20 protein-coding genes are annotated in these 18,940 nt (G+C 65.0%); 11 read left to right on the top strand and 9 right to left on the bottom strand.

Translation table 11 applies throughout. The features are described from left to right. Window positions 1-19 precede the first annotated feature (19 nt). Genes D580_RS0102000 through D580_RS0101985 form a run of 4 tightly spaced genes read right to left on the bottom strand, consistent with a single transcriptional unit; the run spans window position 20 to window position 2,787 of the window. Entirely contained in the window at window positions 20-580 is a 561-nt protein-coding gene (locus D580_RS0102000; protein ID WP_018952767.1) for a pilus assembly protein PilP, read from the bottom strand. Further along, window positions 573-1,160: a type 4a pilus biogenesis protein PilO gene (locus D580_RS0101995; RefSeq protein WP_018952766.1), complete on the bottom strand. Its 588-nt coding sequence runs from the start codon at window positions 1,158-1,160 to the stop codon at window positions 573-575. Before D580_RS0101995 ends, D580_RS0102000 begins: the two co-directional genes overlap by 8 nt. Further along, a complete protein-coding gene (locus D580_RS0101990) occupies window positions 1,157-1,726 on the bottom strand; it encodes a PilN domain-containing protein (protein ID WP_018952765.1) in 570 nt (189 codons plus the stop codon). Before D580_RS0101990 ends, D580_RS0101995 begins: the two co-directional genes overlap by 4 nt. Continuing rightward, a complete protein-coding gene (locus tag D580_RS0101985; RefSeq protein ID WP_026289613.1) occupies window positions 1,726-2,787 on the bottom strand; it encodes a pilus assembly protein PilM in 1,062 nt (353 codons plus the stop codon). The genes D580_RS0101990 and D580_RS0101985 overlap by 1 nt, the downstream gene beginning before the upstream one ends. A gap of 328 nt (window positions 2,788-3,115) precedes the next feature. On the opposite strand from D580_RS0101985, the gene D580_RS0101980 reads away from it, so the two are divergent. Continuing rightward, window positions 3,116-5,569 carry a penicillin-binding protein 1A gene (locus tag D580_RS0101980; protein ID WP_026289612.1) on the top strand — a complete coding sequence of 818 codons (2,454 nt, stop codon included), beginning with the start codon at window positions 3,116-3,118 and terminating at the stop codon, window positions 5,567-5,569. Between the two features lie 109 nt (window positions 5,570-5,678). After that, complete coding sequence (locus tag D580_RS0101975) at window positions 5,679-6,299, top strand: hypothetical protein (protein WP_018952762.1); 621 nt, start codon at window positions 5,679-5,681, stop codon at window positions 6,297-6,299. A gap of 6 nt (window positions 6,300-6,305) precedes the next feature. Here the strand turns inward: D580_RS0101975 and hemE are convergent, their stop codons facing one another. The 4 genes from hemE to rpsU form a co-directional block, all read right to left on the bottom strand. Continuing rightward, window positions 6,306-7,403 (bottom strand): uroporphyrinogen decarboxylase, encoded by a 1,098-nt coding sequence (gene hemE, locus D580_RS0101970; protein ID WP_018952761.1) that lies wholly within the window; start codon window positions 7,401-7,403, stop codon window positions 6,306-6,308. A 119-nt stretch (window positions 7,404-7,522) separates the two neighbouring features. Next, the gene (locus tag D580_RS0101965; protein WP_018952760.1) at window positions 7,523-8,929 is read right to left on the bottom strand and encodes an FAD-dependent oxidoreductase; all 1,407 of its coding nucleotides are present in this window, start codon (window positions 8,927-8,929) and stop codon (window positions 7,523-7,525) included. Between the two features lie 130 nt (window positions 8,930-9,059). Next, entirely contained in the window at window positions 9,060-9,515 is a 456-nt protein-coding gene (locus tag D580_RS0101960) for a GatB/YqeY domain-containing protein (RefSeq protein WP_018952759.1), read from the bottom strand. Window positions 9,516-9,574: 59 nt separating this feature from the next. Next, window positions 9,575-9,790, bottom strand: a complete 216-nt coding sequence (rpsU, locus tag D580_RS0101955; RefSeq protein ID WP_012639550.1) for a 30S ribosomal protein S21 — start codon at window positions 9,788-9,790, stop codon at window positions 9,575-9,577. Between the two features lie 282 nt (window positions 9,791-10,072). Between rpsU and tsaD the strand changes: the two genes are divergently transcribed. After that, on the top strand, window positions 10,073-11,074 hold the full coding sequence (tsaD, locus tag D580_RS0101950; RefSeq protein ID WP_018952758.1) for a tRNA (adenosine(37)-N6)-threonylcarbamoyltransferase complex transferase subunit TsaD: 1,002 nt from the start codon (window positions 10,073-10,075) through the stop codon (window positions 11,072-11,074). 61 nt (window positions 11,075-11,135) lie between these two features. On the opposite strand, the gene plsY is transcribed toward tsaD, so the two are convergent. Next, window positions 11,136-11,726 (bottom strand): glycerol-3-phosphate 1-O-acyltransferase PlsY, encoded by a 591-nt coding sequence (plsY, locus tag D580_RS0101945; protein WP_018952757.1) that lies wholly within the window; start codon window positions 11,724-11,726, stop codon window positions 11,136-11,138. 95 nt (window positions 11,727-11,821) lie between these two features. On the opposite strand from plsY, the gene bioH reads away from it, so the two are divergent. The 8 genes from bioH to D580_RS0101900 all read left to right on the top strand — a co-directional run bounded on the left by bioH (window position 11,822) and on the right by D580_RS0101900 (window position 18,893). Next, window positions 11,822-12,586, top strand: a complete 765-nt coding sequence (gene bioH, locus D580_RS0101940) for a pimeloyl-ACP methyl ester esterase BioH (protein WP_018952756.1) — start codon at window positions 11,822-11,824, stop codon at window positions 12,584-12,586. Further along, window positions 12,576-13,451 carry a malonyl-ACP O-methyltransferase BioC gene (gene bioC / locus D580_RS0101935; RefSeq protein ID WP_018952755.1) on the top strand — a complete coding sequence of 292 codons (876 nt, stop codon included), beginning with the start codon at window positions 12,576-12,578 and terminating at the stop codon, window positions 13,449-13,451. The genes bioH and bioC overlap by 11 nt, the downstream gene beginning before the upstream one ends. A gap of 335 nt (window positions 13,452-13,786) precedes the next feature. Next, a complete protein-coding gene (locus tag D580_RS0101930; RefSeq protein WP_026289611.1) occupies window positions 13,787-14,278 on the top strand; it encodes a DUF2244 domain-containing protein in 492 nt (163 codons plus the stop codon). Between the two features lie 146 nt (window positions 14,279-14,424). Then, window positions 14,425-15,567, top strand: a complete 1,143-nt coding sequence (coxB, locus tag D580_RS0101920; protein ID WP_018952752.1) for a cytochrome c oxidase subunit II — start codon at window positions 14,425-14,427, stop codon at window positions 15,565-15,567. Window positions 15,568-15,592: 25 nt separating this feature from the next. After that, entirely contained in the window at window positions 15,593-17,194 is a 1,602-nt protein-coding gene (locus tag D580_RS0101915; protein ID WP_018952751.1) for a cytochrome c oxidase subunit I, read from the top strand. Between the two features lie 54 nt (window positions 17,195-17,248). Beyond that, the gene (locus D580_RS16655) at window positions 17,249-17,395 is read left to right on the top strand and encodes a hypothetical protein (protein WP_018952750.1); all 147 of its coding nucleotides are present in this window, start codon (window positions 17,249-17,251) and stop codon (window positions 17,393-17,395) included. A gap of 5 nt (window positions 17,396-17,400) precedes the next feature. After that, the gene (locus D580_RS0101905; RefSeq protein WP_018952749.1) at window positions 17,401-17,949 is read left to right on the top strand and encodes a cytochrome c oxidase assembly protein; all 549 of its coding nucleotides are present in this window, start codon (window positions 17,401-17,403) and stop codon (window positions 17,947-17,949) included. Between the two features lie 68 nt (window positions 17,950-18,017). Next, window positions 18,018-18,893: a cytochrome c oxidase subunit 3 gene (locus D580_RS0101900; protein ID WP_026289610.1), complete on the top strand. Its 876-nt coding sequence runs from the start codon at window positions 18,018-18,020 to the stop codon at window positions 18,891-18,893. Window positions 18,894-18,940: the final 47 nt, after the last annotated feature.

Genomic DNA, 18,940 nt, shown 5'->3' with positions numbered 1-18,940 from the left:
AACGTCGGTTCCTCGTTTCTTATTCGCTGAGCGCAACGGAGCCGGCTCGCTCCATGTATCCGCCGAAGCCGTCCGGGACGATCTCGGTCAGATCGACACCGCTTTCAGTGATCCGGGTAATGCGTCCGTGGTTTTGTCCCATGTAATTGCCCACCGTCACCCGCTGGATGGTGCGGTCCGGCGTGCGGATCAGCGCCCAGGTGGTGCCATCCTGGTACAGGGTGCCCACCATGCGCAGGGTATCCAGGGGGAAGTTTTCCAGGTATTCCTGGGGCCTGTTCGGGTCGATGGTGATCGTGCTTGTGGAGACCGGGCGTTGCGGCGCCGCGCGCGTGATGATCACGGAGGCGTCGAAGGGGTCCCGCGCATGACCGGGGTAGACGAAGACCTCCTGGGGCTGGACCTCGGGGATCGGCTCGATGCGCCCTCCGGGGCGGGCCTTGGTCTGTTCCACGTATTGCTCCAGGTCGCTCATGCCGCTGCCGCAACCGGTCAGGGCGGCCACCAGCAGCACGGCAGTGGAGATGGCAACGCCCAGACGCGTCGCGTAGGCGGTTGACGCGGTATGAAGATCAGCCATCGGATTCATCCAGGTAACGATAGGTCTTGGCGGTGGCTTCCATGGTCAGCCGTCTGCCGTCCTGGGTGGGACGGATCACCACGTCGTGCAGGGTCACGATGCGCGGCAGACTGGCCACGCCGCTGGTGAATTCGGCCATCTGTTCGTAGCTGCCATGCATACGCAGTTGTATGGGGGCTTCGGCGTAGAAGCCGCGGCGCTGTTCGGCCTGGGGGCGGAACAGGTCGATCTCCAGGCCGCTGGCCAGTGCTGTCTGGGAGATGTCGACCAGCAGGCTGGGGATCTCAGTGCGGCTTGGCAGCTGGCGCAGCATGGTGCCGAAGGTACGCTGCATCTCCTCCAGCTGATCCTTGTAGGCCTGCAGGTTGGCGGCGCGGCGCTGGCGGGTCTCGAAGGTCTGTCGCAGCTGGGTTTCCTGGGCCTGAACCCGGTCCAGTTGCTCCAGCTGATCCTTGATGACGAACCAGTACCCGATGCCCAGGATGGCGATGATCAGGATGGCGATGGCGATCGCCTTGATGGCGACAGGTGCCGTACCGATCGTTTTGAGATCTATATTGTTCAGATCCTGCAGGTTCACGACGCCCCCCCTTCGTTGTCCTTCTTGGGTGTAGCCTGGCGCACGTTGAGGACGAAGTCCCGGATGCGGGTGCCCTGTTGTTCGCGGGTCTCAATTACCTGCAGGCTAGGCTCACCAAACCAGGGGGAGGCCTCCAGGTTGCGCATCATGGCGGAGATGCGGGCATTGGATTCGGCGCGACCTCGGATGGTCAGGTTGTTGCCACGCTGCTCGATGGCGGTGTAGTAGGTGCCGTCGGGCAGTTGCACAACCAATTCGTCGAACAGGCGCACAACCACCGGACGGCTGCTTTGCAGTTCCTGGATGATGGTCATGCGATCGATCAGCGCCTTCTTGGTGGCTTCAAGGTCGCGGATCTCGGCGATCTGCCGGTCGAGGATGCGGATCTCGTTCTGCAGGTAGGCATTGCGCGCCTGCTGATGCTCAATCAGGCCGTTGACATGGATGTGACCCAGAAACACCGCCAGGGCAGCGACCACGACAGCGACACCCGCGAGGATGCCGAATTCCTTCTGTTGTTCCTTGCGCCGCTGTTCGCGCCATGGGAGCAGGTTGATATGGGACATCAGTCGAAGCTCCTCATGGCCAGGCCGCAGGCGATCATGAGCGAGGGGGCATCATTGCCGAGTCGCTGCGGGTTGACGCGGGTACTCAGGGACATGCGCCCGAAGGGGTTGGCGATCAGGGTGCGTGTGCCGAGCCGCGATTCGATCAGTTCGTCCACGCCGGGGATCGCGGCGCAACCGCCGGCAAGCACGATCTGGTCCACGTGGTTGTACTGGCTGGCGGCATAGAAGAACTGCAGGAAACGGCCCACCTGCTGCACCATGGTGTCCTTGAAGGGCTCCAGTACTTCGGGCACGTAGTTGTCGGGCAGGCCACCTTCCTTCTTGGCCAGGCCGGCCTCGTCGTAGGACAGTCCGTAGCGGCGCATGATCTCCTCGGTGAGCTGCTTGCCACCGAAGGTCTGTTCGCGGGTGTAGATGAGTTTGCTGTCGCTCAGGATGTTGATGCTGGTCATGGTGGCGCCGATGTCGATCACCGCCACGGTGCCAGAAGCCTCCACATCCTCCATCTGCGCGAGCAGCAGGGGATAGGTGTGCTCGATGGCGTAGGCCTCAACATCCATGACCACGGGTTCAAGGCCGGCCAGTTCGGCGGCGCTCACCCGTAGCTCCACGTTTTCACTGCGGGAGGCGGAGAGCAGGACGTCCACGGTTTCGGGGTTCTTGGCGCTGGGGCCGAGCACCTCGAAGTCCAGGTTGACCTCTTCCAGGGCGTAGGGGATGTACTGGTCGGCCTCGATCTGGATCTGGCCTTCCATCTCCTCCTCCTTGATGGAGGCGGGCATGGTGATCACCTTGGTGATGACGGCGGAGGAGGGTACGGCCATGGCGCAGGTGCGGGTCTTGCTCCCGGAACGCTTGTGGGCCTTCTTGATGGCATCGCCCACGGCCTCGGGTTCCTGGATGTTTTTTTCCACCACGGCGTTGGCCGGCAGAGGCTCAACGGCGTAGCTTTCAACCCGGTATTTGCCGCCGGACTGGCTGAGTTCCACCAGCTTGACCGAGGTCGAGCTGACGTCGATGCCCAGCAAGGGCGGCTTCTTGCGGCTGAACCCTATCACGGCGCTCCCTTTCTCTTCTGGCCCGGCCAGATCCGGGGGATATCTCGTTCGGTCGCGGGGCTGGACCCCGGCGCTTGGGACACTCCGGGCAGGGCGTCGCTTGCTACGAATCGCCGTGCGCGTGATGGTGTCGAGAGATTCCCTGTCGTTATGTCGTTATTCTTTGCGGCTAGGTATAACTTATATTTTTTCTAGATACTAGTCCCAACCCCATAAAAATACTAGCTTATATTTGTGCAAAATATGGTCGACTTCCCACTTGGTCTGAGCAACGGTATCATTTGACCGACATCATGCCCCATCGCGGCCCTGCGGCCCTGTCCTCATCATGCGCTTTGTTCTGAATGTTCTCCGCTGGGGTGTGACTACCCTGTTCGCCCTGTTCTTCGTCGGCGTGCTGGTGGTAGCCGGCGCCTATTTATATGTAGCCCCGGACATGCCCGAGGTGGACACTCTGCGGGAGGTCCGGCTGCAGGTTCCCCTGCGGGTCTTCAGTCAGGACGGCCTGATGATCGCGGAGTATGGCGAGCAGCGCCGTGAGCCCCTGCGCCTGGAGGACATGCCCGAGCCCTTGGTCCAGGCCTTTCTGGCCGCCGAGGATGATCGTTTCTACCGCCACCCCGGGGTGGATTACCACGGACTGCTGCGGGCGGCTGTGAACCTGATCACCACCGGCGAGAAGACCCAGGGTGGCAGCACCATCACCATGCAGCTGGCGCGCAACTTCTTCCTGACCCGCGACCGCACCTATACCCGCAAGATCACCGAGATCTTCCTCGCCTTCCGTATCGAGCGCGAGCTCAGCAAGGACGAGATCCTCGAGTTGTACCTGAACAAGATTTACCTGGGTCAGCGGGCCTACGGGGTCGGCGCCGCGGCCCAGGTCTATTACGGCGTCCCGGTCGGCGAACTCACGCTGGATCAGATGGCCACCATCGCAGGCCTGCCCAAGGCACCGTCCACCACCAACCCGGTGACCAGTCCGCGGCGCGCCGAGATACGGCGCAATTATGTCCTCGGGCGCATGCGCGATCTGGGCATGATCGACGAGCAGGCCTTCGCCGAGGCGCGCGCCAGGCCGGTGGTAGCCCGTTTGCACAACCCGGTGGTGCAACTGGAGGCCGCCTACGTGGGCGAGATGGTGCGCCAGGAGATGCTGGCTCGCTTTGGCGAGGCTGCCTACACCGAGGGTTTCCGCGTCTACACGACCCTGGACAGTCGCCTGCAGCGCACTGCCAACAATGCCCTGCGCAACGGCCTGATGGAGTACGACCGCCGTCATGGCTATCGCGGCCCGGAGGCGCGTATTGACCTGTCCGAGCATGCCGATGACGCCGCCCTGGACCGGGTGCTGGGGCAGGTGGCGCGGGTGGGTGGCCGGCTCTGGCCGGGGGTCGTGACCCGGGTGACTGCCGAGTCCGCGGAGGTCTACCTGGGCTCGGGCAGTCGAGTGTCCCTGAACCTGGAGGCCGTGTCCTGGGCGCGGCCCTATATTGATGTGTCCCGTACCGGGCCCGTGCCGGAGCGGGTGAGCGACGTGCTCAGTGCCGGTGACCTGGTGCGGGTGGAGCGTCAGGGGGATGAGTCATGGCGCCTGGCCCAGATGCCTGCTGTGGGCGGTGCCCTGGTGTCCCTGGACCCGCGAAACGGTGCCATTATCGCCCTGGTGGGGGGCTACGACTTCTTCCAGGCCAGTTTCAACCGTGCCGTGCAGGCCTCGCGCCAACCGGGTTCCGCCTTCAAGCCCTTCATCTATTCCGCGGCCCTGGAGCGCGGCTATTCGCCGGCGAGCCTGATCAACGATGCCCCGGTGGTGTTCGAGGATCCCGCCCTGGAGGACACCTGGCGGCCCACCAATTACAGCGGCCGCTTCTATGGCCCCACCCGCCTGCGCGAGGCCTTGACCGAATCGCGCAACCTGGTCTCCATCCGGCTGCTGCATGCCATCGGGGTGCGCTATGCCCATGATTACGTCTCCAGCCGTTTCGGCCTGGACCCTTCCCGTCATCCGCGGGACCTGTCCCTGGCCCTGGGCAGCGGTGCCGTCACGCCCCTGGAGATGACCGCCGCCTATGCAGTGTTCGCCAACGGCGGATATCGCATCGAGCCCTGGTTTATCGAGCGTATCGAGTGGCCCGATGGCGAGATCCTGGAACAGGCCAACCCGATCCGGGTCTGCGAGGCGCCCTGTGAGCCACAGCAGCGGGTCGAGTTGCAGATCGCTTCCATGGGTGCGGGTGAGGTGAACGAACCGCTCGAGGTGGACGGATTGCGCGTGGCGGAACGTGTCCTGTCGCCCACCAATGCCTACCAGATGGTGAGCATGATGCGCGACGTGATCCAGGACGGTACCGCACGCCGTGCCCGGGCCCTGGCCCGTGAGGACATCGCCGGCAAGACCGGCACCACCAACGATCTGCGCGACGCCTGGTTCAGCGGCTTCAATGGGGAGGTGGTGACCACCGCCTGGGTCGGCTTTGACGACAACTCGCCGCTGGGTCCTCGGGAGTCCGGGGGCGCGACCGCCCTGCCCATGTGGATCGAGTACATGCGCGAGGCCCTGTCCGGCCGTCCCTTGCGCATCATGGATGAGCCCGAGGGTATGGTGACGGTACGTATCGATGCCGAGACCGGTGGCCTGGCCACTGCCCGTACCCGGCGCGCCCTGTTCGAGACCTTCACGCCGGAGCAGGTGCCGGAGGCGCAGGACAGCGTGCCCGCGCCTGCCGGCGAGACGCCTGGGACCGGGCAGGACGAAGTGCGCCCCGAATTCCTGTTCTGATCCCTGCGTCAGCCGCGTTCTGCCGCATCAGCGTATTCGCCGCATGGTGATCCCCGCCGTTTGCGGGGTAGACTGAGCCGGGGTTCCCTCGGTATCCGGAGATCGATCCATGTCCACCAATGATCTCAGAGTACGCCAGCTCATCATGGAGGAGGCGGCGCGCATCATCCTGGACGAGGGGGTGGCTGATTACGGGCTTGCCAAGCGCAAGGCGGCCGAGCGCCTCGGCGCCGGCCAGACCCGCAACCTGCCGCGCAATGTGGAGATCGAGGAGGCGGTGCATGCCCGCCAGCGGCTGTTCGAGGACGATGCCAGCCGCGAGGCGCTGATGCGGCTGCGCGAGGCGGCCGTGCAGGCCATGGAGTTGCTGGCTCCGTTCGAGCCGCGCCTGGTGGGGCCGGTGCTGGAGGGGCTGGTCAACGGACGCGAGGAGATCACCCTGCACCTGTTCGCCGACAGCGTGGAGGAGGTGATTTTCCACCTGGAGGATCGGGGTATCCGCTGGCGCGGTGATGAGCGTCGGATGCGTTCGGGGCAGGGGTACGTGTTCTACCCGGTGATCGCCTTCGCCGGCCCGGGTGCCGACGTGGAGGCCGTGGTGTTTCCCGTCAAGGGCATCCGTCAGGCGCCGCCCAGCCCGGTGGACGGCAAGCCCATGCGCCGGGCGGGGATCAAGGAGGTCAGGGGGCTGCTGGGAAGTGAGCAGTGTGAATTGGGAAGTGGGAATTGAAAGCCTTCACTTCGCACCGCCCAATTCACACTTCTTACTTTTAACTTCCTGCTTCATGCCGGCCTTGTGCACCTCATCCACCAGGGCAGCGACCTTCTCCGGGTCGATGCCCGGGTGGATGCCGTGGCCCAGGTTGAAGACATGGCCGCTGCCGGGGCCGAAGTCCTCGACCACCTTGCGGGCGGCTGCGCGCACGCGCTCGGCGGAGGCGTAGAGCACCGCCGGATCCAGGTTGCCCTGCAGCGCCACCCGGTCGCCGACGCGCCGGCGCGCCTCGCCGATGTTCACCGTCCAGTCCAGGCCCAGGGCGTCGCAGCCGGTTTCGGCCATGGACTCCAGCCAGGCGCCGCCGCCCTTGGTGAACAGGGTCACGGGCACGCGCCGGCCCTCATGCTCCCGGGTCAGTCCTGCCACGATGCGCTGCATGTAGGCGAGTGAGAACTCCCGGTAGCCCTCGGGGGTCAGGCTGCCGCCCCAGGTGTCGAACACCATCACCGCCTGGGCGCCGGCGGCGATCTGTGCGTTCAGGTACACGGTGACTGCCTCGGCCAGCACCCCCAGCAGGTGGTGCAGGGTGGCCGGGTCGTCGTAGAGCATGCCCTTGATGCGGGCGAATTCCTTGGAGGAGCCACCTTCCACCATGTAGGTGGCCAGGGTCCAGGGGCTGCCTGAGAAACCGATCAGTGGCACCCGTCCGTCCAGTTCGCGGCGGATCAGGCGCACCGCGTCGGTGACGTAGCGCAGTTCGGTCTCGGGGTCGGGCACGCCCAGGGCGCGGATGGCGGCGGCGTCCTGCACCGGACGCTCGAAGCACGGGCCTTCCCCTTCGGAGAAATACAGGCCCAGGCCCATGGCGTCGGGGATGGTGAGGATGTCGGAGAACAGGATGGCCGCATCCAGGGGGAAGCGCTCCAGGGGCTGAAGCGTGACCTCGCAGGCCATCTCCGGGCTCTTGCACAGATCCATAAAGCTGCCCGCCCGGGCCCGGGTGGCCCGGTACTCGGGCAGATAACGGCCCGCCTGACGCATGATCCACACGGGCGTGGTGTCCACGGGTTCGCGCAGCAGGGCGCGCAGCAGGCGGTCGTTTTTCAGTTCATTCATAACGTCAGTAGCCAGGTGCTGGTCTCAAGTGGCAAGGAACAGCCTTGTGACCCCGGATATTCGGGAGGGCAAGGAAGTGGTTTTGCCATGCAACTAGCCACTTGCCACTTGCCACTGCTTTACACGCCAAGGTAATCCAGGATGCCTTCCGCGGCCTGGCGCCCCTCGAACACCGCGGTAACCACCAGGTCGGAGCCGCGCACCATGTCGCCGCCGGCGAACACCTTGGGATTGGCGGTCTGGAAGGCATGCTTGCCGTCGGCGGGGGCGCGCACCCGGCCACCCTCGTCCAGGGTGATGCCGAACTCGGCGAACCAGGGGGAGGGGCTCGGGCGGAAGCCGAAGGCGATGATCACCCGGTCGGCGGGGATCACTTCCTCGGAGCCGGGCACCGGCTCGGGGCGGCGGCGGCCACGCTCGTCGGGCGCGCCCAGCTGGGTGGTGACCACCTTGACCCCTTCCACGCGGCCGTTGCCGACGATCTCCACCGGCTGGCGGTTCCACAGGAACTGCACGCCCTCTTCCTTGGCATTGACCACCTCGCGGCGGGAACCGGGCATGTTTTCCTCGTCGCGGCGGTAGGCGCAGGTGACTTTCGCGGCTCCCTGGCGCACGGAGGTGCGGTTGCAGTCCATGGCGGTGTCGCCACCGCCCAGCACCACCACCCGCTGGTCCTTCATGTCGATGAAGTCGTCGGCGGAGCGCTCGAAGCCCATCTCCCGGTTGATGTTGGAGATCAGGAAGGGCAGGGCCTCGTGCACGCCGGGCAGGTCCTCGCCGGGGAAGCCGCCCTTCATGTAGGTGTAGGTGCCCATGCCCAGGAACACGGCATCGTACTCGTCCAGCAGCTGCTGGAAGGGGACGTCACGGCCGATCTCGGTGTTGAGCCGGAACTTCACGCCCATCTCCTCCATCAGCTGGCGGCGGGTCTTGACCACGTCCTTTTCCAGCTTGAAGGGGGGGATGCCGAAGGTGAGCAGGCCGCCGATCTCCGGGTAGCGGTCGAACACCACCGCCTCCACGCCGTTGCGGGTGAGCACATCGGCGCAACCCAGGCCCGCCGGGCCCGCACCGACGATGGCCACGCGCTTGCCGGTGGCCACCACGCCGGAGAGGTCCGGGCGCCAGCCGGCCTTGAGGGCCTCGTCGGTGATGTACTTCTCGATGGAGCCGATGGTGACGGCGCCGAAGCCGTCATTGAGGGTGCAGGCGCCCTCGCACAGGCGATCCTGGGGGCAGACGCGGCCGCAGATCTCCGGCAGGGAGTTGGTCTTGTGGGACATCTCCGCGGCCTCGAACAGGTTGCCTTCGGCCACCAGCTTGAGCCAGTTGGGGATGTAGTTGTGGACCGGGCACTTCCACTCGCAGTAGGGGTTGCCGCAGGCCAGGCAGCGGCCGGACTGGTGCTTGGCGGTCTCCGGGTCAAACTGCCCGTAGATCTCCTTGAATTCATGGATGCGCACCTGCGCCGGGGTCTTCTTCGGGTCCTGGCGGGGGATTTCGAGGAACTGCATCGGGTTGGCCATGACGGATACCTGTAAGCCGTGTCGCACGTTTAGGCACCGTCGCGCACCGCGGGTGCCTGTCAATCACATCAAGCATGAATGCGCCGGTTGGCGGTGTGCAACCCCAGGGGCGCTGGGGTTGCCGGGCGGGTCAGGCGAGGCGGGCCTTTACCTGGGCACTGACCGCCGCCATGTCGGCGCGGCCCTGGATCCGGGGCTTGATCAAGCCCATGACCTGGCCCATGTCGCGCACGGAGCTGGCGCCGGTCTCGCTGATGGCCGCGTCGATCATCGCCGTGATCTCGCCCTCGGAGAGGGGTTCGGGCAGATAGGACTGGATGACCTCCAGTTCCCGCACCTCTACGTCAGCCAGGTCGTCCCGGCCCGCGCCCCGGTACTGCTCGATGGATTCCCGGCGCTGCTTGACCATCTTGTCGAGCACGGCCAGCACCTGGGTGTCGTCCAGGGATGCGCGGGTATCCACTTCCACCTGCTTCACGGCGGCGAGCATCAGGCGAATGGTACCCAGCCGTGACTTGTCGCCGGCGCGCATGGCCGACTTCATGTCCTCGGTGATGCGGGCCTTCAGCGGGCTGTCGGTGGACATGGTCCGGGCTCTCCGGGCGGGTCCGCGTCAAGGCGAACCCCGAGTCAGTCAGTCGAGACTTAGTACAGGCGCTCGCGGCGAGCCACTTCCTTGGACACGCGCTTGGCCTGGCGCTTGACGGCGGCAGCGGCCTTGCGCTTGCGGATCTCGGTGGGCTTTTCGTAGAACTCGCGACGACGGACTTCGGTCAGCACACCGGCCTTTTCGCAGGTGCGCTTGAAGCGGCGCAGGGCCACCTCGAAGGGTTCATTTTCTTTGACGCGTACGTGAGGCATCAGATCATCCTGTCAGGGTTAAACGTTCAACGCCCCGGTATCCGGGGACAGAGAATCGCGCATTATAAGGATTCATCCGGGAAATGCCAAAGTTTCCGTGCGCGTCGGGTGAGGGACCGTCGTGCCCGGCGTGAACAGGATTTTTCGGGGTTCGCATGTCTATAATGACCGGCCGTTCACCTGCGGCGACTGGCTTGATGTGTGTCGCCCGGGATGGGTCGGGCCGCCTTGCCCCGATCTGCTTGTCATCTTCTTGATTTTCTTCAGAATCTGGACCCCTGAATGCGCATCCTGGGTATTGAGACCTCCTGTGATGAGACCGGCGTGGCGGTGATCGATGCCGAGCACGGGCTGCTGTCCCACGCCCTCTACAGCCAGGTGGCCCTGCATGCGGAATACGGCGGCGTCGTGCCGGAACTGGCCTCCCGGGACCATATCCGCAAGCTGCTGCCCCTGGTGCGCCAGGCCCTGGACGAGGCGGACACCGCCGCCCCGGATCTCACCGGCATCGCCTATACCTCGGGCCCCGGCCTGCTGGGCGCGCTGCTGGTGGGTGCCGGGGTGGCGCGCAGTCTCGCCTGGGCCTGGGGCCTGCCCGCCGTGGGCGTGCACCACATGGAGGGGCACCTGCTTGCGCCCCTGCTGGGCGATGAACCGCCCGAATTTCCCTTCCTGGCCCTGCTGGTCTCCGGCGGGCATACCATGCTGGTGGACGTGCAGGGGGTGGGGCGTTACCGGATCCTGGGCGAGAGCCTGGACGACGCCGCCGGCGAGGCCTTCGACAAGACCGCCAAGTTGCTCGGGCTGGGCTACCCCGGCGGCCCGGCCCTGGCGGCCCTGGCGGAACAGGGTGATCCGGCGCGTTTCAGCTTTCCCCGCCCCATGACCGACCGCCCGGGCCTGGACTTCAGTTTCTCCGGGCTCAAGACCCGGGCCCTGACCACCCTCCGCGAGGCGCGCACCGAGCAGGATCGGGCCGACGTGGCGCGGGCCTTCGAGGAGGCGGTGGTGGATACCCTGGTGATCAAGTGCCTGCGAGCGGTGCAGGAGACCGGGGCCGAGCGCCTGGTGGTGGCCGGCGGCGTGGGCGCCAACCGGCGCCTGCGGGAAAGGCTCAGGGCGGCGGTGGGCGCCGAGGGTGCCAGCGTGCATTACCCGCCATTCGAGTTCTGCACCGACAACGGCGCCATGATTGCCCTGGCGGGGTTGATGCGTTTCCAGGCGGGTGCGGGCGAGGACCTGACCATCCGGGCGCGCGCCCGGTGGAACCTGGCTCAAGGGTGAGGAGGAAGGGGTAAGGGGTAAGAGGTGTCGATGACTTCATTCATCCCTCATCCTTCCGCCTTCAGCCTTTCCCAATTTTGGGTTCCTCGCCGCGCAGCAGGCGGCGGATGTTGGCGCGGTGGCGCCAGTAGATGAACCCGGCGAGGACTACGCCGGCGGCCTCGTACCAGCGCTCGCCGGTGAGCAGATACATGTACACCGGCGTCAGGGTGGCGGCGGTCAGGGCGGACAGGGATGAGATCCGGCTGATGGCGGCCACGATGAGCCAGGTGGCCAGGGCGGCGAGCCCGACCCAGGCCTGGATGCCCAGGATCACGCCCAGCGCCGTGGCCACACCCTTGCCACCCCGGAAGCCGTGGTAGACGGGAAAGAGATGCCCCAGGAAGGCGGCCAGGGCCACGGCGGCGATCCAGGCCGGTTCGAGCCCCAGCGCGTGGGCGACGAGCACCGGCACCAGCCCCTTGAGCAGATCCCCCAGCAGGGTGATGATGGCCGCCCCCTTGCGCCCGGTGCGCAGCACATTGGTGGCGCCGGGATTGCCGGAGCCCTGGCTGCGGGGGTCCGGCAGGCCAGCCAGGCGGCAGACCAGGATGGCGGTGGACACCGAGCCCAGCAGGTAGGCGCCGAGGACCAGGGCTGAGGCCAGCAACATGAGACAGATCCCTTATTAAGAATTTGAACGATGTGGATTGAAGCTGTGGACAACAGGACTGGGCATGATACCCGAGTTGGGCGGGGCGGCAATCCGTGAGCCGGGAATCCGCCGCGGGCATGCCGCCGACCCTGTTGTGCCTCCATGGCTGGGGGCTCAACGGTTCGGTCTGGCAGGATCTGGCCGGCGCCCTGGCCGGGCGTGCCCGGGTGCTCGCCCCGGACCTGCCTGGGCATGGCGCCCGGGCCGGTGAAGGCCGCTTCGGGAGCCTCGAGGCCGCGGTGGATCAGCTGGCCGCGGGGCTGGACGCACGTGTCTGTGTGGTGGGTTGGTCACTGGGCGGGCTGGTGGCCCTGAGCCTGGCGCGGCGTCATCCCGACAAGGTCTCTTCCCTGGTGCTGCTGGCCGCCACCCCCCGTTTCGTGCGCGCCCCCGACTGGCCCCATGCCATGGATCCCGGGGTGCTGGCGGACTTCGCCCGGGACCTGGCGGGCGACTTTTCGTCCACCCTGGCCCGGTTTCTCGCCCTGCAGTTTCTCGGCGCGCCCGGTCGCGGCGAGGCCCTGCGAACCCTGAAGGCCCGCTGCCTGGCCATGCCGCCCGCGCCGGGGGCCCTGGCGGAAGGGCTCGAGATCCTGCGGGACACGGATCTGCGTGCCGAGCTCGCCGGACTCAGGGTGCCGGTGTTTGGCCTGTTCGGCGATCTGGATACCCTGGTGCCGGCGGCCGTGGTCCCGGACCTGCAGCGGCTGCGGCCGGACATGTCGGTGCATGTGCTGCGCGGGGCGGGGCATGCACCCCTGCTGACCCATGTGCCGGAAGTGGGGGATCGCCTGCTGGAGTGGTGCGATGGCGGTTGACGAGCCCTACCGCCTCGACAAGCGCCGGGTGCGGGCCACCTTCGAGCGGGCAGCCAGCGGGTATGATCGCACGGCCGTGCTGCAGCACGAGGTCTGTGACCGCCTGCTGGAACGCCTGGATCTGGTGAGGCTGTCCCCCGCCCGGGTTCTGGACATCGGCACGGGCACAGGGCGCGCTGCCCGGGGCCTGCGCGACCGCTACAAGCGGTCTCTGGTGTGCGGGCTGGATTTGTCCGAGGGCATGCTGCGCCAGGCGCGCCGCGCTGCCGGCTGGTGGCGCCGCCCGGTGTGGGTGGCCGGCGACGCGGAGCGCCTGCCCTTCGCCGACGGGGTCTTCGGCCTGGTCGTGTCCAGTCTCGCGCTGCAATGGTGCGATGACCTGGACCGCACCTTCGCCGGCGTGCGGCGGGTGCTCGCCCCCGGCGGGCTGTTCCAGTTCAGCACCTTCGGCCCCGACACCCTGCGGGAGCTGCGCGAGGCCTGGCGCCGGGTGGACCCCGAGGGTACCCACGTCAATCGTTTCCTGGACATGCATGACATCGGCGACGCCCTGGTGCGTGCCGGGTTCGCGGACCCGGTGATGGACATGGAGATGATGACGGTCACCTACGCCGACCTGGGCCAGCTGATGCATGACCTGCGTGCCATCGGCGCCAGCAACGCCAATGCTGGCCGTCCCCGCGGACTCACGCCCCGTTCCCGGCTGCGGGCGCTGGAAGCCGCCTACGAGGTCTTTCGCCGGGACGACGGCAGTCTGCCGGCCAGCTACGAGGTCGTCTACGGCCATGCCTGGGCGCCGAATGTCCCTGTGGCGGGGCCGGCCGGCCGCCCCGAGCGTTTCATTCCCATCACGCCCGAATCCTGATCGGGCGACGGGGCGGACTGCCGCCCCGTTTTTCCTGTGAGCAAACCTCGCTCTGTCCCTCTGTGGGCAGGCATTCACGGCCTGCGCCAGCGCTGATTTGTTCAATTTCTATCCGTTTTGGGATGTCATCCCTGAAAAAAAACAAATAGGTGCTATAAGAATTAAATTGGTTTCTAAGGGCTGGAAGCCTTGGAAAATAAGAAAAAGGGCTGGTCTCGAGGTTTTTCATTATAAGCAGCATTAAAAATATTGATTTTAATGCCGCCCGGATTACCTCTAGATTCCCGAAACATAAGAACTATAAAAGGGCTGCTGTACGCGAGGCTCATGATCTGATGCGAGTCGTCACTCCTGAAAGCGAAGCCAGCGAACGTCGTTTCGTGATTCGCCCCAATCGCTCCCTGAGTCTGGGTGGCAATCTCCTGTTCATTGCCGTGGTGGCGCTGGCACTCGGGATCATTGCGGCGGTGTTCGTCAGTGCCGGCTACTGGGTGGTCGCGCCGTTTGCGGGTCTGGAACTCCTGGTGATCATCCTGGCGGTGCTGAGTCTCTATCGGCGCGGACTGATCACGGAAATCATCGATATCACGGCCCGGGCGGTCACCGTGTCGGTGGTCGGCAGGCGCTTTGAGCGTTCCACGCGCCTGCCCCGGGAGGACTCCAGGGTGGTGCTCAGGCCCTCGCCCTGGCGAGGACATCCCAGTCGACTGTTCCTGGCGGCCCGCGATGTCTGGGTCGAGGTGGGCAGTTGCCTGCGGGAAGACGAGCGGCGCGGCCTGGCAAGCGCCCTGCGCTCCGCCATCTATGGGCCTGTGGTCGTCAGATGAAGTATCGAACGGCCGCGCCTTGTGCGGCCGGTCGGGTGTTGATGGAAATGGGGGAGTCCTTCGTGCGGTGGAGACCGGTGTCATCCGGAGCCGCCGCGAGCACGAAGACCAGCCTTGAATAATAACTAAGCAGGACGAGGAGCCTCATGTTGGCCACCAAGCGATCACGATCCGGGTCCCTTCTTGCCGCTGCCCTGGCTGTCACCGGTTTCGGTGCCACTGCGGCCGCGGACGAGGTGCAGCGTTGGGGGGTCAACTTCCCCCCGCCGGCTTCCACCACGGCGCAGGAGATCTATGACATTCACATGCTCACCATGGGTATCGCCACGATCTTGCTGGTGATCATCTTTGCCGTGGTGATCTACTCCCTGATCGTTCACCGCAAGTCCCGGGGCTATCCCGCCGACCAGCATTTCCATGAAACCTGGTTCGGTCGCTGGTCCTGGGTCTTCGTGCCCGTGATGGTGCTCGGGGTGGACCTGACCATTGCCGGCGCGGCCCAGAAGACCCTCGAGCGTGTCTGGGTGGTGCCCCAGGATCAGCCGCTCCTGGACGTGAAGGTGATCGGTCACCAGTGGTACTGGGAGTTCGTCTACCTGGATCACGACGTGAAGATCGAGAGCCGCTTCGTGCCCAAGGAAGAGGCGGGCATCCACTACCTGCGTGAAGTGGACAACCGGCTGGTGCTGCCGACCCACCAGCGGGTGCGTTTTCTGCACACAGCCAGTGACGTGCTGCACGCCTTCTGGGTGCCCGAACTGGCCGTGAAGAAGGACGCCATTCCGGGCTATGTCACCGAGACCTGGGTGAACCTCACCCGTGAAGGCGTGTTCCGCGGCCAGTGCGCAGAGCTCTGCGGCACCTGGCATGCGCGCATGCCCATCGTGGTGGAAGGCGTCTCCCAGGAGCGTTTCGATGCCTGGATCGAGGAACAGAAGCAGGTCAAGCTGGCTGCGCTGGCCGAGGCGACCGCCGAGCGTGAATGGGACAAGGACGAGCTGATGGCCCGAGGGGAGCGGCTCTACAACACCATGTGTGCCGCCTGTCATCAGGTGGATGGTTCCGGCATGCCGCCGGCCTTCCCGGCCATCCGGGGCAGTGCCGTGGCAACGGGTCCCATCCCCCGCCACATGGAGGTCGTCCTCAAGGGCGTCCCGGGCACCGCCATGGCTGCCTGGAATTCCCTGAACGATCTGGAGATCGCGTCCATCATCACCTACCAGCGCAATGCCTGGGGTAACGACACCGGTGACGTGGTCCAGCCCTCCGACGTGAATGCCGCGCGCTGATTGAGTCTGCCAGGAGAATAAAGACATGACGACTGCCACACATGCCCACGCCGATCATGAGCATCACGGCCCGCCGAGCGGCCTGAAGCGCTGGCTGTTCTCTACCAACCACAAGGACATCGGGACCATGTACCTGGTGTTCGCCCTGATCATGCTGTTCCTGGGCGGCGCCAGTGCCATGGTGATCCGTGCCGAGCTGTTCATGCCGGGTCTGCAGCTGGTGCAGCCCGACCTGTACAACAACCTGGTCACCAACCACGCCCTGATCATGATCTTCGGCGCGGTGATGCCGGCGGCTGCGGGTCTGGCCAACTGGATGATCCCCCTCATGATCGGCGCGCCGGACATGGCCCTGCCGCGCATGAACAACCTGAGCTTCTGGATCCTCCCCGCGGCGGCCCTGATGCTGATCCTGTCGTTCGTCGTGCCGTTCTTCCCCGGCGGCGGCACCCAGATCAACACCGGCTGGACGCTGTACCCACCCCTGTCCCTGCAGGTGGGCATGTCCATGGACTTCCTCATCTTCGCCATCCACCTGCTGGGTGTATCGTCGGTGCTGGCGTCCATCAACATCATCGTCACCATCTTCAACATGCGCGCCCCGGGCCTGCGCATGATGCAGCTGCCCATCTTCGTGTGGGCCTGGCTGGTTACCGCCTTCCTGCTGATCCTGGTGGTGCCCGTGCTGGCGGCCGGCGTGACCATGCTGCTGTTCGACCGACACTTCGGCACCAGCTTCTTCATCGCGGCCGGCGGTGGTGACCCGGTGCTGTTCCAGCACCTGTTCTGGTTTTTCGGTCATCCCGAGGTGTACATCCTGATCCTGCCCTCCCTGGGTGTGCTGGCCTCCATCCTGCCTACCTTCTCCCGCAAGCCGCTGTTCGGCCATCATTCCCTCGTAGGTGCCATGATCGCCATTGCGGCCCTGGGCATGATCGTCTGGGCGCATCACCAGTACACCGTCGGCATGTCACTGGCCGCCGTGAAGTACTTCATGATCATGACCATTCTGATCTCGATCCCGGTGGGGCTGATCATCTTCAACTACATGATGACCATGTGGCGTGGCGCCATGACCTTCGAAACGCCCATGCTATTTACCGTGGCCATCATACTCATGTTCTCCTTCGGTGGGCTGACGGGCGTGATGCTCGCAGTGGTGCCCGCCGACATGCAGTACCACGACTCCATGTTCGTGGTGGCGCACTTCCACTACGTGCTGCTACCGGGTGCCGTCTGGGGTCTGTTTGCCGGCGTGTTCTACTGGCTGCCCAAGTGGACCGGGCACATGTACGACGAGAAGCTGGCCAAGACCTTCTTCTGGCTGCATGTGGTGAGCTTCAACATCACCTTCTTCCCGCAGCATTTCATCGGCCTGGCGGGTATGCCGCGGCGCATCGTGGACTACAACGTGATGTTCACGGAGTTCAACATGATCTCGTCCGTGGGTGCCTTCTTCTTCGGCATCAGCCATCTGCTGTTCCTGTACATCATCATCAAGACGGTGCGGGGCGGCGAGAAGGCCAAGGCCCGGGCCTGGGAGAGCGCCCAGGGTCTGGAATGGGAAGTGGAGTCTCCGCCGCCCCATCACACCTGGACTACACCACCGACCATCAAGACGGCCTGATCCTGACAGCGAAGGCGGCAGCGCCGCCTTCGCCCTGAGAAAGAGAGGCAAATCATGATGAGCAGACCCGAGTACCCGCCTGAGCTCAGACGCAAGAACGTCAAGCTTGCCCTGTGGGTGCTGGTGATCGTGATCCTGATGTTCATTACGGCGGTGCCCTTCTGGGTCGGGCTCTTTGAGCTGGCCACGGGAGTGAGGTGATCGGTATGGAAAGGGATCCGGATGTGCGCAAGGCCAGCGGCCGCATGGTGCTCTGGCTGGGCGCCCTGACCATCGGGATGTTCGGTTTCGGTTTTGCCCTGGTGCCCCTGTACAACCTGTACTGCCAGGTGGTGGGCATCCAGTCCGCCGATCAGCAGCGAGCGCTCAACGTCCAGGCCAGGGTCGACCCGCTGGGTGAGGTGCAGGACCGCTGGGTGACGGTGCGTTTCGATACCACCGTGCACCCGAGCCTGCCCTGGGCACTGGAGTCGAACGAGCGCAGCCTGCGTGTGAGACCGGGTGAGATCCACGAGGTGATGTTCGTGGCCAGTAATCGCTCTTCGGCCAAGGTCACGGGCCAGGCACTGCCCACAGTCATCCCGTGGCAGGCCAATGATTTCTTCAACAAAACGGAATGCTTCTGCTTCGTGAAGCAGACCCTCGACGGCGGGGAGAGAAGGGAGATGCCATTGCGTTTCGTGGTGTCGCCGGCATTGCCAGACGGGGTGACCTCGCTGACCCTGTCTTACAACTTCATGCACCTGGATGGTTGAGTGGCGGCGAACTCCGTTCACTTCGGGCTAAGGCATTTCAATAAAAAACATTACAAATGAGGTAAAGCATGGCCAGCGCACAGCACGGACAAGACCACTACTACGTACCCGAGTCCAGCCCATGGCCGATCGTCGCAATGATCTCGGCACTGCTCATGGTCTTCGGCCTCGCCCTGTGGATCAACGCGGTCGGCCTCGGTGCCTGGATATTTTTCGGCGGCTTCATCCTGCTGGCCGTGATGTTCTACGGATGGTTCAGCGACGTGGTCAGGGAGAACCTGTCCAATGTCTACAATGCACAGGTCAGCCGGTCCTTCCGCCAGGGCATGTTCTGGTTTATCGCTTCGGAAGTGTTCTTCTTCCTGAGCTTCTTCGGCGCCCTGTTCTATCTGCGCACCATCGCGCTGCCATGGCTGGGTGGCGAGGGCTATCTGGCCATGACGCACCATCTGCTCTACAGCGGCTTCGAGGCGGTCTGGCCCACCGCTGGGCCGCAACCCACAGCCGGTGAGTTCGAGGCCATGGGCGCCTGGGGTATCCCGGCGCTCAACACCGCGATCCTGCTGTCATCCGGTGCTACCCTGACCTGGGCACACTGGGCGCTGAAGAAGAACGACCAGAAGCAACTGATCTGGGGCCTGATTGCCACGGTCGTGCTGGGTCTCATCTTCGTCGGCTTCCAGGCCTACGAATACATCCATGCCTACCGCGACCTGAACCTCACCCTGGAGCAGGGCATCTACGGATCCACCTTCTTCATGCTCACGGGCTTCCACGGTTTCCACGTGATCGTCGGCGCCATCATGCTGCTGGCGGTGCTGGGTCGTGCCATCAAGGGACACTTCTCGCCCCATAACCACTTCGCCTTCGAGGCGGCGGCCTGGTACTGGCACTTCGTGGACGTGGTGTGGCTGGCGCTGTTCGTGTTCGTCTACTGGCTGTAAGCGCTCGGGATGGCCAATGGACACAACCATTGGCCATCCCGAGTGTG

The sequence above is a fragment of the Thioalkalivibrio sulfidiphilus genome (genome assembly GCF_000377945.1).
Lineage (GTDB): Bacteria > Pseudomonadota > Gammaproteobacteria > Ectothiorhodospirales > Ectothiorhodospiraceae > Thioalkalivibrio_A > Thioalkalivibrio_A sulfidiphilus_A.
The sequence above is the reverse complement of the archived record's forward strand: the minus strand, read 5'-3'. Positions and strand labels throughout refer to the sequence as shown.